14 protein-coding genes are annotated in these 15,257 nt (G+C 71.2%); 4 read left to right on the top strand and 10 right to left on the bottom strand.

Annotated elements, in window-relative coordinates; all coding sequences use genetic code 11:
• Positions 1 to 4 precede the first annotated feature (4 nt).
• From topA to RIC31_RS01090, 5 genes are all read right to left on the bottom strand, one after another.
• Complete coding sequence (gene topA, locus RIC31_RS01110) at positions 5 to 2,713, bottom strand: type I DNA topoisomerase (RefSeq protein WP_350100183.1); 2,709 nt, start codon at positions 2,711 to 2,713, stop codon at positions 5 to 7.
• Positions 2,714 to 2,803: 90 nt separating this feature from the next.
• Complete coding sequence (gene dprA / locus RIC31_RS01105) at positions 2,804 to 3,964, bottom strand: DNA-processing protein DprA (protein WP_350100181.1); 1,161 nt, start codon at positions 3,962 to 3,964, stop codon at positions 2,804 to 2,806.
• Between the two features lie 111 nt (positions 3,965 to 4,075).
• Positions 4,076 to 4,696, bottom strand: coding sequence for a glycerol-3-phosphate 1-O-acyltransferase PlsY (gene plsY / locus RIC31_RS01100; protein WP_350100466.1), 621 nt, complete (start codon positions 4,694 to 4,696; stop codon positions 4,076 to 4,078).
• Between the two features lie 4 nt (positions 4,697 to 4,700).
• Entirely contained in the window at positions 4,701 to 6,029 is a 1,329-nt protein-coding gene (gene pyrC / locus RIC31_RS01095; RefSeq protein WP_350100179.1) for a dihydroorotase, read from the bottom strand.
• Positions 6,026 to 7,021 carry an aspartate carbamoyltransferase catalytic subunit gene (locus tag RIC31_RS01090; RefSeq protein WP_350100176.1) on the bottom strand — a complete coding sequence of 332 codons (996 nt, stop codon included), beginning with the start codon at positions 7,019 to 7,021 and terminating at the stop codon, positions 6,026 to 6,028. The genes pyrC and RIC31_RS01090 overlap by 4 nt, the downstream gene beginning before the upstream one ends.
• A 280-nt stretch (positions 7,022 to 7,301) precedes the next feature.
• On the opposite strand from RIC31_RS01090, the gene RIC31_RS01085 reads away from it, so the two are divergent.
• Positions 7,302 to 8,345, top strand: coding sequence for a sodium:calcium antiporter (locus RIC31_RS01085; protein ID WP_350100174.1), 1,044 nt, complete (start codon positions 7,302 to 7,304; stop codon positions 8,343 to 8,345).
• Between the two features lie 16 nt (positions 8,346 to 8,361).
• Here RIC31_RS01085 and RIC31_RS01080 read toward each other — a convergent pair whose 3' ends face one another.
• From RIC31_RS01080 to ruvX, 5 genes are read right to left on the bottom strand one after another with little or no spacing between them, the layout of a single operon-like run.
• Entirely contained in the window at positions 8,362 to 9,225 is an 864-nt protein-coding gene (locus tag RIC31_RS01080) for a TauD/TfdA dioxygenase family protein (protein ID WP_350100172.1), read from the bottom strand.
• A gap of 50 nt (positions 9,226 to 9,275) precedes the next feature.
• Positions 9,276 to 9,908 (bottom strand): LysE family transporter, encoded by a 633-nt coding sequence (locus RIC31_RS01075; RefSeq protein ID WP_350100170.1) that lies wholly within the window; start codon positions 9,906 to 9,908, stop codon positions 9,276 to 9,278.
• A gap of 57 nt (positions 9,909 to 9,965) precedes the next feature.
• Positions 9,966 to 10,322: a hypothetical protein gene (locus RIC31_RS01070; protein ID WP_350100168.1), complete on the bottom strand. Its 357-nt coding sequence runs from the start codon at positions 10,320 to 10,322 to the stop codon at positions 9,966 to 9,968.
• Between the two features lie 6 nt (positions 10,323 to 10,328).
• On the bottom strand, positions 10,329 to 11,243 hold the full coding sequence (locus tag RIC31_RS01065) for an AEC family transporter (protein ID WP_350100166.1): 915 nt from the start codon (positions 11,241 to 11,243) through the stop codon (positions 10,329 to 10,331).
• 13 nt (positions 11,244 to 11,256) lie between these two features.
• Complete coding sequence (gene ruvX / locus RIC31_RS01060; RefSeq protein WP_350100164.1) at positions 11,257 to 11,727, bottom strand: Holliday junction resolvase RuvX; 471 nt, start codon at positions 11,725 to 11,727, stop codon at positions 11,257 to 11,259.
• A gap of 84 nt (positions 11,728 to 11,811) precedes the next feature.
• On the opposite strand from ruvX, the gene gatC reads away from it, so the two are divergent.
• The 3 genes from gatC to gatB are packed head-to-tail and all read left to right on the top strand — an operon-like array spanning position 11,812 to position 15,071.
• Entirely contained in the window at positions 11,812 to 12,099 is a 288-nt protein-coding gene (gene gatC, locus RIC31_RS01055; protein ID WP_350100161.1) for an Asp-tRNA(Asn)/Glu-tRNA(Gln) amidotransferase subunit GatC, read from the top strand.
• A complete protein-coding gene (gene gatA / locus RIC31_RS01050) occupies positions 12,099 to 13,580 on the top strand; it encodes an Asp-tRNA(Asn)/Glu-tRNA(Gln) amidotransferase subunit GatA (protein ID WP_350100159.1) in 1,482 nt (493 codons plus the stop codon). The genes gatC and gatA overlap by 1 nt, the downstream gene beginning before the upstream one ends.
• Positions 13,581 to 13,583: 3 nt before the next feature.
• Positions 13,584 to 15,071 (top strand): Asp-tRNA(Asn)/Glu-tRNA(Gln) amidotransferase subunit GatB, encoded by a 1,488-nt coding sequence (gatB, locus tag RIC31_RS01045; protein ID WP_350100157.1) that lies wholly within the window; start codon positions 13,584 to 13,586, stop codon positions 15,069 to 15,071.
• Positions 15,072 to 15,257: the final 186 nt, after the last annotated feature.

Genomic DNA, 15,257 nt, shown 5'->3' with positions numbered 1-15,257 from the left:
GGCTTCAGGACGCGGCGGTGCCGGCCCCGCCTCCCTTGGTTCCGGCCTTCTTGGCGCCGGCGGCCTTCTTGGCCGGGCTCTTCTTCGCGGCGCTCTTCTTGGCGGCCGGCTTCTTGGCGGCTGCCTTGTCGGCGGGCGCCGCCTTGGCGGCCGACGCCTTCTTTCCGGCCGGCTTCTTGCCGCCGCCGGCGCTGCCGCCCTTGGCGGCCTTGGCGTTCAGGACCTCGATCGCGCGCTCCAGGGAGATATCGTCCGCCGACTCGCCGCGCGGCAGCGTCGCGCGCAGGGCGCCGTGCTGCACGTAGGGGCCGAAGCGGCCGGCGTGGACGGTCACCGGCTTGCTGTCCGTGGGGTGGTCGCCGAGGCTGCGCGCCGGCTTCTTCTTCGCGCCCTTCTCGGCGATCAGCTGCACCGCATGGTTCAGGCCGATGGTCAGCACGGTGTCGTCGGGCGGCAGGTTGACATAGGTGCTGTCGATCTTGAGGTACGGACCGAACCGGCCGATGCCGGCCTCGATCGGCACGCCGGTCTCGGGATGGGTCCCGATCGGGCGCGGCAGCGAGAGCAGGACCAGCGCCTTGGCCAGGTCGACGTCCGCCGGCGCCAGCTGGCGGGGCAGGGAGGCCCGCTTCGGCTTTTCCTTGGACCCTTCCGCCGGCTCGCCGAGCTGCACGTAGATCCCGTAGGGACCCTTGCGCATGCTCACCTCCTGGCCGGTCTCCGGGTCGGTGCCCAGGGTCTTCGGCAGGGCTTCCTCGCCCTCGGCGCCGGAGGCCTTGCCGCCGGCCGCCTCGCCGAGCTGCCGGGTGTAGCGGCAGTTCGGATAGTTCGAGCAGCCGATGAAGGCGCCGAACTTGCCGAGCCGAAGCGACAGGTTGCCGGCCTGGCAGCTCGGGCAGCCGCGTTCCGGCTGGCCGTCCGGCCCGGTCGCGAAGAAGTGGTCGGCGAGCTCCTTGTCGAGCGCCTCGATCACCTGGCCGATCGACAGGTCCTTGGTGCCGTCGACCGCGCCCTTGAACGAGTCCCAGAAGTCGTGCAGGACCCGCCGCCATTCCATCTGCCCGGCCGACACGTCGTCGAGCCTGGTCTCGAGGTCGGCAGTGAAGTTGTAGGCGACGTAGCGGTTGAAGAAGCTCGACAGGAAGGTGGTGACCAGCCGCCCGCGGTCCTCGGGGACGAAGCGCCGCTTGTCGAGGGTCACGTACTCGCGGTCCTGCAGGACCTGCATGATGCTGGCATAGGTCGAGGGCCGGCCGATACCGAGTTCCTCCAGCTTCTTCACCAGGCTGGCCTCGGAATAGCGCGGCGGCGGCTGGGTGAAGTGCTGCTCGGAGCGCACCTCCTGGCGGGCGACGTCCTCGCCGCGCTCGACCGCCGGCAGGATCCGGCCGGACTCGTCGTCCTCCGCCGCCGGCTCGTCGCGATCCTCCTGGTACAGGGTCAGGAAGCCGTCGAACACGACGACCGACCCGGTGGCCCGCATGGTCGAGCGGCCCTTGCGGTCGACCACGTCGATGGTGGTCTGGTCGAGCTCGGCGCTGGCCATCTGGCTGGCGACGGTGCGCTTCCAGACCAGGGTATAGAGCTTCAGCTGGTCCGGGTCGACACGGTCGCGCAGGCTCTCCGGCGTGCGCTTCACATCGGTCGGCCGGATCGCCTCGTGCGCCTCCTGGGCGTTCTTGGCGCGCGAGGTGTAGACCCGGGCGGTGTTCGGCAGGTAGCGGTCGCCGTAGGTCGAGCCGATGGCGCCGCGGATCGACTGGATCGCCTCCTGGCTGAGCTGGACGCCGTCGGTCCGCATATAGGTGATCAGGCCGACGGTCTCGCCGTCGAAGTCGACGCCCTCGTAGAGGCGCTGGGCCAGCTGCATGGTCCGGGTCGCGCCGAAGCCGAGCTTGCGCGACGCCTCCTGCTGCAGGGTCGAGGTGGTGAACGGCGGCTGCGGATTGCGCCGGACCCGCTTCTTCTCGACCTCGCCGATCTCGAACTCGCCGGCCTCGACCGCCGCCACCGCGGCCTTCGCCGACCCTTCGTCACCGATCTCCAGCCGTTCCAGCTTCTTGCCGTCGAGATGGGTCAGCCGGGCGGTGAACGACTTGCGCTCGCGGGTCCGGAAGTCGGCCTCGATGCTCCAGTACTCCTGGGCGCGGAACCGCTCGATCTCGGCCTCGCGCTCGCAGATCAGCCGCAGCGCCACCGACTGTACGCGGCCGGCCGACCGGGCGCCCGGCAGCTTGCGCCACAGCACCGGCGACAGGGTGAAGCCGACGAGATAGTCGAGCGCCCGGCGCGCCAGATAGGCGTCGATCAGGTCCTGGTCGAGTTCCCGCGGCCGGGCGATCGCGTCCAGCACCGCCGACTTGGTGATCTCGTTGAAGGCGACGCGCTTCACGTCGATGCCCTTGAGGACCTTCCGCTCCTCCAGGACCCGCTGGACGTGCCAGCTGATCGCCTCGCCTTCGCGATCCGGGTCGGTGGCGAGGATCAGCTGGTCGGCGCCGCGCAGCGCCTCGGCGATCGCCTTGATCTGCTTCTCGGCCCGCGGGTCGGTCTGCCACAGCATCGCGAAGTCGTGCTCGGGATCCACCGAGCCGTCCTTCGGCGGCAGGTCCCTGATGTGCCCGTAGCTGGCGAGGACGCGGTAGTCGTCACCCAGGTACTTGTTGATCGTCTTGGCCTTGGCGGGGGACTCGACGACGACGACTTTGCTCATTCGGCAGGTTCACTTCCCTGTGGCGCTTCCCGGCGAAGTCCGTCGGGTTCACGGTCGTCCGTGCCCGGCGCGCCCTTTGGCGGTTCGCCTTCAGGCCGGGGGGTCCAGCCGTCGCGCCACCTGGTTTCCCGGGTACCGGTCGACCTGACCGGCCAGCTCCGCCTCGAGGAGCACGGTCGCGACGATTGGTGCAGACAATTGGCAGCCGCGAATGAGTTCGTCAACCGGCAGCGGCTCCGGGCCCAGTGCGTCGAGCACCCGCCGGCGGGTCGAATCGTCGGTGTCGAGCGGCCGCCAGCCCGGCCCGTCCTCGTGCAGGACCCCGGCCGGGACTCCGGCCGGGGTCCCGGCGTTCCGGACCTGCTCCGGCATCGCCCGCAGCACCGCCAGCACGTCGTCGGCGTCCTGGATCAGCAGGGCGGCACCGTCCTGGATCAGGGCGTTGCAGCCGGCGCTCCGCGGGTCGAGCGGGGATCCCGGGACCGCGAAGACCTCGCGGCCCTGGTCGAGGGCGCGCCGCGCGGTGATCAGCGAGCCGGACCGGCGGGCGGCCTCGACCACGACCGTTCCGAGCGACAGCCCGGCGATGATGCGGTTGCGGGCCGGGAAGTGCCGGGCCTGCGGCACCGTGCCGACCGGCATCTCCGCGACCACCGCGCCGGAGTCGGCGACCCGGCGCAGCAGGTCGGTATGCTCCGGCGGATAAGCCACGTCGATGCCGCCGGCGAGGACCGCCACGGTCCCGGTCGCCAGCGCGCCCTCGTGGGCGGCGGCGTCGATACCGCGGGCCAGGCCCGACACCACCGTATAGCCGGCGACCCCGAAGGCGCGGGCCAGCAGGGTGGCAAGGCGGCAGCCGTTGACCGAGGCGTTGCGCGCCCCGACCAGGGCGACCGCCGGCACGCCCAGCAGCGCCGGGTCGCCGATCACGGACAGGCAGGCCGGGGCGTCGTCGATCGCCGCCAGCCGGACCGGGTAGCCGGGGTCGCCGATCACCATCAGGGCGGCGCCGGCGCGCCGGACCGCCGCGACCTCGCGTTCGGCCTCGGCGGTAGTCGGTACCGCCAGCGGCCGGCGCCGGCCGCCACGCCGCGCCAGCCCCGGCAGCGCCTGCAGGGCGTCGGTCGCGGTGCGATAGCGGGCCAGCAGATGGCGGAAGGTGACCGGTCCGACGTTCTCGGTGCGGATCAGCCGCAGGCGGTCGAGCCGCTCGGTGTCGGACAGCGGGGGCTCTGGCGGGATGGCGGGCATCGGGGGCGCTCCGGTGGCGGCGGTCCTCCCGGCTATGAAACCCCGAGCGCAGTTTTCAGGACGATGCGATGTCGAAACGAAACTGTTGTGTCGGTTTCGCGAGGTGAAGCCTCAGCTTACGTCCTTCTTGGAGCCGCCGAACTTGATCCGGCTCTCCTCGCCGCGCAGTAGGCGTCGGATATTCTCGTGGTGGCGGATCCAGACCAGCGCGGCAATGAATGCGCCGAGCTCGGCGACCTGCGGCCCCTCGAACCGCCAGGCAGCCAACGGGGCGGCGGCGACCGCCAGCAGGGCCGAGAGCGAGGAGTAGCGGAACGCCACGGCCACCCCGAGCCAGACCGCGCAGGCGATCAGCCCGACCGGCCAGGACAGCGCCAGCCAGATCCCGAGCGTGGTCGCGACGCCCTTGCCGCCCTTGAACCTGAGCCAGACCGGGAAGCAGTGCCCGAGGATCGCCCCGGCCGCCGCCAGCACCGCCATGTCCGGCCCGAACCGGGCGGCGATCAGCACCGCGACCGCGCCTTTGCCGCCGTCCAGCAGCAGGGTGGCGGCGGCCAGGCTCTTGCGCCCGGTGCGCAGCACGTTGGTGGCGCCGATGTTGCCGGAACCGATCGCCCGGATGTCGCCGAGCCCGGCCAGCCGGGTCAGCACCAGGCCGAACGGCACCGAGCCCAGCAGGTAGGCGAGCACGAAGCCGGCATAGAACGGCCAAGTGTAGGCGAACCCACCCATCGGGTCAGGCATGGGACTGCTCCCGCCGCGAGCGCGGCTCCTCGGCGTCCAGGTCGAACACGGTACGGCCGCGGTAGACCGTGCGCCACACCCGGCCCTGGGCCGGCTTGCCGTCGAACGGGCTGTTCTTGGACTTCGAGCGGAACCGGTGGGCATCGATCCGCACCGCGCGGTCCGGTTCGAACACCATCAGGTCGGCCCAGGCGCCCGGCGCCAGCGTGCCGCCTTCGAGTCCCAGGATCCGGGCCGGGCGCAGGGTCAGCCGGTCGATCAGGTCGAGCAGTTCCATGGCGCCGTCATGCACCAAGCCCAGGCTGATCGGCAGCAGGGTCTCCAGGCCGACCGCGCCCGGCACCGACTGGGTGAACGGGACCCGCTTGGCGTCCTGGTCCTCCGGATTGTGGTCGCTGGCGATCGCGTCGACGGTGCCGTCGGCGACCCCGGCGGCGACCGCCTGGCGGTCGGACTCGGCGCGCAGCGGCGGCGACATGTGGGCGAAGGTCCGGTAGTCGACGATCGCCAGCTCGTTCAGCGCGAAATACTGCGGGGCGGTATCGCAGGTGACCTTCAGGCCGTCGGCCTTGGCCCGGCGGATCGCCTCGATGGCGGCGGCGGTCGAGACGTGGGCGGCGTGGTAGCGGCCGCCGGTCAGGCGGACCAGCCGCAGGTCGCGCTCGATCATCATGACCTCGGCGCAGGCCGGGATGCCGGGCAGGCCGAGCCGGGTGGCGATCTCGCCCTCGGTCGCACAACCCCCGCGGGCCAGCGTCGGATCCTCCGGGTGCTGGATGACGACCCGGTCGAACATGGTGGCGTAGGACAGCAGCCGGCGCATGACCGCCGCGTCGGCGATCGCCTTGACCCCGTCGGTGAAGCCGACCGCGCCGGACGCCGACAGCAGCCCGATTTCGGTCATCTCCAGGCCCTTCAGGCCCTTGGTGGCGGCGGCGTAGGGGTGGACGTTGACCAGCCCGACCTCCTGGGCCAGCCGCTCGACGAACTCCAGGATCGAGATGTCGTCGATGATCGGGCTGGTGTTCGGCAGGGTCGCGACCGTGGTCACGCCGCCGGCGACCGCGGCCGCCTGCAGCGAGGCCAGGGTCTCCATGTGCTCCTCGCCCGGCTCGCGGGTCTGGACCCGCATGTCGACCAGGCCGGGCGCCAGGCAGCGGCCGCCGCAGTCGACCACCTCGACGTCCTCCTGGATGGCGTCGACGAACAGCTGCGGGCCGACCTCGGCGATCCGGCCGTCGCGCACCAGGACGGCGCCCTTGGCGTCCAGGCGGGCGGCCGGATCGAGCAGCCGGGCGTTCTTGAAGAGGGTCGGTCTCACTGGTTCTTCGCCCACGGCTCGGTCTGGTTGGTGACGAGGATCTCGAGCACGGCCATGCGGACGGCCACGCCCATCTCGACCTGCTCGCGGATCAGCGAGCGCGCGATGTCGTCGGCCACCACCGAGTCGATCTCGACGCCGCGGTTCATCGGCCCGGGATGCATGATCAGCGCGTCCGGCTTGGCCGCCTGCAGCTTGTCCTCGTCGAGCCCGTAGTAGCGGAAGTACTCGCGGATCGACGGCACGAAGCTGCCCTTCATGCGCTCGGTCTGCAGGCGCAGCATCATCACGATGTCGCAGCCGGCCAGCCCGCGCTCCATGTCGTGATGCACCTCGACCCCGAACCGCTCGATGCCGGACGGCAGCAGGGTCGGCGGCGCCACCACCCGGACCCGGGCGCCCATGATCGATAGCAGGTGGATGTTGGAGCGCGCCACCCGGCTGTGCGCGACGTCGCCGCAGATCGCCACCTCCAGGCCCTCGAGATGGCCCTTGCGGCGGCGGATCGTCAGGGCGTCGAGCAGCGCCTGGGTCGGGTGCTCGTGGCTGCCGTCGCCGGCGTTGACCACCGAACAGTTGACCTTCTCGGCCAGCAGGTGGACGGCGCCGGACTCCGAATGCCGGACCACCAGGGCGTCCGGGTGCATGGCGTTCAGGGTCATCGCGGTGTCGATCAGGGTCTCGCCCTTCTTGATGGACGAGGTCGAGACCGACATGTTGATGACGTCGCCGCCGAGCCGCTTGCCGGCCAGCTCGAAGCTGGTGCGGGTGCGCGTCGAGTTCTCGAAGAACAGGTTGATCAGGGTGCGGCCCCGGAGGGTCGACGACTTCTTGTCGACCTGCCGGTTCTGCTCGACGAAGCCGTCGGCGCGGTCCAGGAGAAAATCGATGTCGGGTCGCGACAGCCCCTCGATTCCGAGGAGGTGGCGATACGGATAGCGCGAGCCGTCGGAGACGGCGCTCGCGGGTCCGGGGGAGATGGCACTGGTCATTAAAGCGCCGTTATAGGGGGTGCCGCCGGGCACCGGCAAGCGCCGCCGGCGACCGGGCTCGGATATTCCCTGATTTCGGCCGCTTGCCGGTGCCCGGCGACGGCCGGCCGGGCGCCTCGCCGGCCGGGTTCCGGGCCGGATCGGCGGGAATCGGCGGAGTCCGGCGAATGGTCGGGCGTGACAATCGGGACGACCCTCGGGGGCCGGATCGGCGCGGCAACCGGAACGTCGCCGGCCGGCAGTGGTTGAGTCCGTCTGCCCCGTCCAACAGCCGCGTCGCGTGCCAGTGCTCGACATCCAGTCCCTCGACCTCTCCGCCGTCGTCGCGATCTTCCTCGCGAGCGGGCTGGTGGTGCTGCTGTGCGGCGTCCGTCTGACCCGTCTGGCCGACGGGTTCGCCGCCCGCTCGGGGATCGGCCAGGCGGTGACGGGGGCGGTGGTCCTGGGCGCGCTGACATCGCTCTCCGGCAGTGTCACCTCGGTGTCCGCCGCCGCCGCCGGCCATCCGGCGCTGGCCACCTCGAACGCCATCGGCGGCATCGCCGCGCAGACCATGTTCCTGGTGATCGGCGACCTCGTGTATCGGAGGGCGAATCTGGAGCATGCCGCCGCCTCGCTGCCGAACATGCTGTCGGGCTCCGTCCTGATGATCCTGCTCGGGCTGCTCCCGATGGCGGCGCTGCTCCCGCCGGTGACCGTTGCCGGCGTGCACCCGCTGACGCCCGTCCTGTTCCTGATCTACGTCCTGGCGGTGCGGGCTACCGACCGGGCGGGCCGGCAACAGAACTGGATACCGCGGCAGACCTCGGAGACCCGCGTCGACCAGCCGGACGAACAGGCGCGGCGCATCGGCGTCGGCCTGCCGCTGGTGCTCGCGATTCTGGGGCTGGGGGCGGTCGTCGGTGTCGCCGGCTACCTGATCTCCGGCAGCGCCCTGGCGATGGCGTCGACCCTCGGAGTACGCGAAGGACTGATCGGGGCGGTCCTGACCTCGACCGTCACCTCGACCCCCGAACTGGTGACCACCCTGGCGGCGGTGCGCCGGGGCGCGCTCGCCCTGGCGGTCGGCGGCATCCTCGGCGGCAACACCTTCGACGTGCTGTTCATGGCGTTCTCCGACATCGCCTACCGGCCGGGATCGATCTACCACACGCTGTCACCGGATCAGGTCTTCCTGGTGCTGCTGGCCATGGTCATGACGGCGGTCCTGATCTTCGGCCTGCTGCACCGCGAGCGGCGCGGCTTCGCCAACATCGGCTTCGAGAGCGCATCGCTGACGGTCCTCTACGCCGGCGGCGTGGCGGCGCTGGTCTGGGCGTTCTGAGCGCCGGCGCCGGGTCTCACGCCGGAATCGGCGCTTCCCCCGCGAAGGTCGTGCGCCACAGCAGGCGGCGATGGCCGTCATAGTCGTTGACCGCGAAGTGCAGGGTCATGCGGTTGTCCCAGATCACCAGGTCGCCGGGCCGCCAGCGGTGGCGGCAGCAGAACTCCGGCCGGGTCATGTGGGCGTACAGGCGGGCCAGGACCGGCGCGCTCTCGGCCTCGCTCATGCCGTCCAGGCGGATCGTGTAGATCGGGTTCAGGAACAGCGCCGCGCGGCCGCTGTCGGGGTGCCGGCGCACCGCCGGGTGGGCGCGTTCGCGGTCGGCCTCCGGGTCGCCGCGGGCGATCCGGATCGACCGGCTGGTCGCAATGTCCGCCGCCGGGGCATGGGTCACGCCGTAGGGCGCGCCGGTCTGGATCGCCCGGCGGCCGGCGACCAGGGCGCGCAGGTCGTCGGGCAGGGTCGCCCAGGCGGTCGCCTGGTCGGCCCACAGGGTGTCGCCGCCGACCGGCGGCAGGTCGACCGCCTGCAGCAGCGAACCGCCGGGCGGCTCCGCCAGGAACGAGAAGTCGGAGTGCCAGTCGCCGCCGAAGGTCGAGATCCGGGTCTCGTCGGCCTCCTTCAGCACCGCCACCACGTCCGGGTCTTCAGGCGACGGTGCGATGTACGGTACCCGCAGCAGCGGGCCGAACGCCGCGGTCGCGCGCTTCAGGGCCGGGATGTCGAGAAACTGGCCGGGCAGGAACAGCACCAGCCGCTCGGCCAGTGCGGCGCGCAGGGCGGCCGCCAGGGAATCCGAGATCGGTTGTTTGAGGTCGATGCCGGTCAGGCGCGCGCCGAGGCTTGGGGTGACCGGCTCCAGGGCGAGATCGGGTGTCATGGCCGGCACCGTAGGCGCGCCGGGGCCGAGACGGAACCCCACGGGCGGGGCTACCGCCCTGCGACCGCCAGCTTGATGCCGAAACCGATCATCGCCAGGCCGGCCACGCCCTCCAGCCACTTGGCCGCGCGGCGGTACAATCGGCGGGCCGGGCCGCTCGCGAACACCAGCGCGACCAGCCCGTACCACAGGCACGTCTGCACCAGGATCAGGGCGACCGCGGCGACGTAGAAGCCGGTCGGGGCGCCGGTCGGTACCGCGACGGCGAACACGCTGACCCAGAACACCCCGGATTTCGGGTTCAGCAGGTTGGTCAGCAGGCCGAGGCGATAGGGTGCCAAGACCGCCGCGGGGCCGGCAGCCCCGTCCGCACCGGACGACCGGACCAGCGCCGAGAGCAGCCGCAGCCCGGTGTAGAACAGGTAGAGCGCGCCGGCGATCCGCATAAGCCAGAACATCCCTTCGGCCTGGTGCAGGACCACGGCGACGCCGCTGAGCGTGACGACCACCCAGGTGCCGGTCGCCGTGGCGACCCCGGCGACCGCACGGAACGCCGCGCCTCGCGACTGGGCGGCGGCCAGGTGACTGACCACCACGGTATTCGGCCCCGGCACCATGGCGGCGAGCAGGTGCAGGACGGCGAGGGCGGTCAGGGCGGGCCAGAACTCGAAGACGGGCAGCATGGGGGGGCTCCGGCTGTAACAGCGAAGCGTAGAGCGATGCTGCGGTGCGGAAAAGGGCTATCCGACGATCTCAAGGCTTACGGCAGGCGAACGGAACGCCACCTGGCGTCGTCCGGACGTAAGCCGGCCTTTATTGGGCAGGCCGCCGAGCCTTCTCAAGGCGGCGGCGAGCCCGAAACACAGCGCGAAGAAGAAGCCTACCGGCGCAGTGATGACGATCAACACGCCCATCATGATCTCCGGCCCGTATGCCGCGGCCAGGAGCGGAGATACGCCGAACAGGAGGCTCGCGACCGCATAGAGCAGCAGTTGCCAGGGTGGCGTTCGCGTCTTGTGCGGCGGCGGATCGCTCGGCTGGGCCCCGTTTACCTGCAACGGTCCGATCTCGCTGCTGACGGTGTGACCGACCGCCAATGTAGCTCAGCCGACGAGCGCGATGAACAGCGGCAGCGTCACCGCCGCCATCGCCACCTGGGTCGTCAGGATCGCCGCCATCAGGGCGTGGTCGCCGCCGAGCGCCCGGGCGAACACGTAGGTCGAGGCCGAGCTCGGCAGGGCGTTGAACAGCACCGCCACCTGCAGGGCGACGCCCGACAGGCCGAGCGGCCCGGCCAGCGCCAGGGTCAGCGCTGGCACCGCCACCAGCTTCAGCAGGTTGGACAGCAGCAGCGCCGTCCAGCCGCTGCGGATCGCCGTCCAGCGCAGGCCGGCGCCGACCGCCAGCAGGCCGAGCGCCAGGGCGCCGCGGGCCAGCAGGTCCAGCCCGTCGGCCAGCAGCGGGTGCAGGCCGATGCCGCCGGCGTTCAGGGCGATGCCGACCGCGCAGGCGACGATGATCGGGTTCCGGACCATCGACTTCGCCACGACGCCGAGACCGGCCGGGGTATCGCCGATCATGCGGGTCAGGAACCAGACCGCCAGCACGTTGCCGAGCGGGATCACCGCGGCGATCCCGACCGCCGCCAGCGCCACCCCGTCGGGGCCGTACAGCGGCCCGGCGGCGGCGATGCCGATATAGGTGTTCTGCCGGATCGCGCCCTGGATCACGCTGGTGTAGGCGGCGGCGCCGATGCCGGTGGCTCGCCGGATCGCGACCAGGAAGGCGGTGACGATCAGCACCGCCCCGGCCATCGCCGTCACCATCGGGCCGATCTCGTAGTCGCTCAGGTCGGTGCCGCCGAGCTTGAGGACCAGCAGGGCCGGCAGCAGCAGCCAGTAGGTGATCTGCTCCAGCGCCCGCCAGCCATCCTCGCCGATCGGTCCGATCGGCCGCAGCACGGCGCCCAGCACGATCAGCCCGAACACCGGGGCCAGGGCGCTGAGCGTGGCGGTCATCGGGTGGCGACCGTCACTCGGGGGCGGGCAGGGTGTCCAGGGCGGCCTGCAGGATCCACGCGGCGGCCGCGGAGTCGATCGACTTCTTGCGCTTCGAGCGGGTCAGGTCGGCCTCGGCGATCATCGCACGCTCGACCGCCTGGGTGCTCATGCGCTCGTCCTGGAAAGCGCAGGGCAGGTCCATGCGCAGCAGCAGTTCGGCGGTCAGGTCGCGGGTCGCCTGGCAGCGCGGGCCCTCCGTGCCGTCCATGTTCAGCGGCAGGCCGACCACGAAGCCCCCGATGTTGCGGCTCTCCACCAGCTCGGCGAGCTCGAGGGCGTCGGCCGAGAACTTGCGGCGGCGGACGATGGTGACCGGCGAGGCCACGCGCAGGGCGGCATCGGAGACCGCGACGCCGATCGTCCTGGTCCCGAAGTCGAGGCCCATCAGGCGGCCGCCGGGGGGCAGCAGCCGGGGCAGGTCGGCAAGCTTGCAGATGGGCATGGGCGGTGTTAGCTTCCGCGCTCCGAAACGGCGGAAATCCGCCGTTCTCAGGCTTTCACGATTAACTGATACGGTCTTTAGCCCATGTCGCTCGACAAGGCCACCGTCGCGTCCATCGCGACACTCGCCCGGCTCCGGGTTCCCGACGACCGGCTGGAGCCGATGGTCGCGGACCTGAACGCCATTCTCGGCTTCGTCGAGCAGCTCGAGCAGGTCGACACCGCCAGCGTCGAGCCGCTGGCCAGCGTCACCGGCCACAGCCTGCCGCAGCGCGAGGATGCGGTGACCGACGGCGGCTATCCGGACAGGGTGACCGCCAACGCGCCGGACCCCGCCGGCAGCTTCTACGCGGTGCCGAAGGTGGTCGAGTGATGGCCGGGATTCTCGACCTCGATCTGGTCGGCGCCCGCGACGCCCTGCGCGCCGGCGACATCACCAGCAGCGAACTGACCGCGGCCTATCTCGCCCGCATCGAGGCGACGAAGGACCTGAACGCCTACATCACGGTGACGGCCGACAGGGCGATGGCGATGGCCGAGGCGTCCGACGCCCGGCTGGCGAAGGGCGAGGGCGGGGCGCTCGAGGGCCTGCCGATCGCGGTGAAGGACCTGTTCTGCACCGAGGGCGTGCTGACCACCGCCGCCTCGCACATCCTCGACGGCTTCAAGCCGACCTACGAATCGACGGTGACGGCGAAGCTGTGGGACGCCGGCGCGGTGATGCTCGGCAAGACCAACATGGACGAGTTCGCCATGGGGTCGTCGAACGGCTCGTCCTACTACGGGCCGGCGGTGAACCCGTGGCGCGCGGCACAGGACGCCGGGACCAGGCTGGTGCCGGGGGGGTCGTCCGGCGGCTCGGCGGCGGCGGTTTCCGGCCGGGCGGCGCTGGCCGCGACCGGCACCGACACCGGCGGCTCGATCCGCCAGCCGGCAAGCTATACCGGCATCGTCGGGGTGAAGCCGAGCTACGGACGCTGCTCGCGCTGGGGCATCGTCGCCTTCGCGTCGTCGCTCGACCAGGCCGGGCCGATGGCCCGCACGGTCGGGGACGCCGCCGTGATGCTGTCGGCCATGGCCGGGCACGATCCCAGGGATTCGACTTCGGCGCCCGAGGCCATGCCGGACCTGACGGCCGGCCTCGAGCAGGGGGTGAAGGGCCTGCGCATCGGCATTCCGGCCGAGTACAAGGTCGACGGCATGCCGTCCGAGATCGAGGCGATCTGGGCGCAGGGCATCGCCTGGCTGCGCGACGCCGGGGCCGAGATCGTCGACATCTCGCTGCCGCACACCCGCTACGCCCTGGCGACCTACTACATCCTGGCACCGGCCGAGGCGTCGTCGAACCTGGCGCGCTACGACGGCGTGCGCTACGGCCTGCGGGTCGACGGCGACAGCCTGGCCGAGATGTACGCCAACACCCGCGGCGCGGGCTTCGGGGCCGAGGTGCAGCGCCGCATCCTGATCGGCACCTACGTGCTGTCGGCCGGCTACTACGACGCCTACTACCGCAAGGCCCAGCGGGTCCGGACGTTGATCCGGCGCGACTTCGACGAGGCGTTCGGACAGGTCGACGCGATCCTGGCCCCGACCGCGCCGTCGGACGCCTTTGCCGTCGGCGCCAACGAGGACGACCCGGTGAAGATGTACCTGAACGACGTGTTCACCGTGCCGGCCAGTCTGGCCGGCTTGCCCGGCGCGTCGGTGCCGGCCGGGCTGTCGGCGCGTGGGCTGCCGCTCGGCCTGCAGGTGCTGGGCCGGATGTTCGACGAGCCGATGGTGCTGCGGGTCGCCCGCGCGCTCGAGAAGGCGGCGGCGTTCACCGCCCGGCCCGCCATGCTGGAAGGGGTCTGAGAAATGGCCGAGTCCCATACCGCCCAGCCTTACCGCATCCAGGGCGAGACCGGGGCCTGGGAGGTCGTGATCGGCCTCGAGGTCCACGCCCAGGTGGTCTCCAGGTCCAAGCTGTTCTCCGGCGCCTCCACCGCCTTCGGGGCCGAGCCGAACAGCCAGGTCAGCCTGGTCGACGCCGCCATGCCGGGCATGCTGCCGGTGATCAACCGGGAATGCGTGGACCAGGCGGTGCGCACCGGCCTGGCGCTGGAGGCGCAGGTCAACGAGGTCAGCGTCTTCGACCGCAAGAACTACTTCTATGCCGACCTGCCGCAGGGTTACCAGATCAGCCAGTACCAGCAGCCGATCGTCGGCGAGGGCGTGGTGCATCTGGACCTGGAGGACGGCCGCACCCGCGCGGTCGGGATCGAGCGCCTGCACCTGGAGCAGGACGCCGGCAAGTCGCTGCACGACCAGCACCCGTCGAAGTCCTATATCGACCTGAACCGGTCGGGCGTGGCGCTGATGGAGATCGTCTCCAAGCCGGACCTGCGATCGCCCGAGGAGACCGCCGCCTACATCAAGAAGCTGCGGTCGATCCTGCGATACATCGGCACCTGCGACGGCAACATGCAGGAAGGCTCGATGCGCTGCGACGTCAACGTCTCGGTGCGCAAGCCGGGCGACGGCCTGGGCACGCGCTGCGAGATCAAGAACGTCAACTCGATCCGGTTCGTGCAGCAGGCCATCGAGTACGAGGCGCGTCGCCAGATCGAGATCCTGGAGTCCGGCGGCTCCATCGACCAGGAGACCCGGCTGTTCGACGCCAACCGCGGCGAGACCCGGTCGATGCGCTCCAAGGAGGAGGCCCACGACTACCGCTACTTCCCGGACCCGGACCTGCTGCCGCTGGTGCTCGACCCGGCCCGCATCGCCGAGCTCAGGGCGGCGCTGCCGGAGCTGCCGGATGCCCGCAAGGCCCGGTTCATCGGCGAGTACGGGCTGTCGCCGTACGACGCCGCGACCCTGACCGAGGAGCGCGCGACCGCCGACTGGTACGAGCAGGTGGTCCGGGGCGGCGACGGCAAGCGCGATCCGAAGATCGCCGCCAACTGGGTGACCAGCGAGCTGTTCGGCGCCCTGAACAAGGCCGGGCTCGACCTCGCCGACAGCCCGGTCTCGGCCGACGCGCTGGGCGGGCTGATGGACCTGCTGGGCGACGGCACGATCTCCGGACGGATCGCCAAGGACGTGTTCGCGGAGATGTTCGAGTCCGGCAAGGACGCCGCGGCGATCGTCGAGGAGAAGGGCCTGCGCCAGGTCTCCGACACCGGCGCCATCGAGGCGATCGTCGACGCCGTGCTGGCCGAGAACCAGGACAAGGTCGCCGAGTACCGGTCCGGCAAGGACAAGCTGTTCGGCTTCTTCGTCGGCCAGACCATGAAGCGCTCCGGCGGCAAGGCCAATCCGGGCATGGTCAACGAGCTGCTGAAGGCCAAGCTGGCGGGGTAGCGTTCGCCGCGGGGTCCGTCGAGCCGTGGGTTCCGGCTCCGTCCTGCCGTCGGCGGCCCGGTCCGGAATGACGGCTGTGGGGAAAGGGCGCGTCCTTACCCCATCGCCATTCCGGACGCACGCGCGCCAGCGTGGGCGATCCGAAACCCATCCGCTGCTTCGACGGCCTCACTCCAGGCCCATCAA

The sequence above is a fragment of the Thalassobaculum sp. genome (assembly GCF_040219615.1).
GTDB lineage: Bacteria > Pseudomonadota > Alphaproteobacteria > Thalassobaculales > Thalassobaculaceae > Thalassobaculum_A.
The sequence above is the reverse complement of the archived record's forward strand: the minus strand, read 5'-3'. Positions and strand labels throughout refer to the sequence as shown.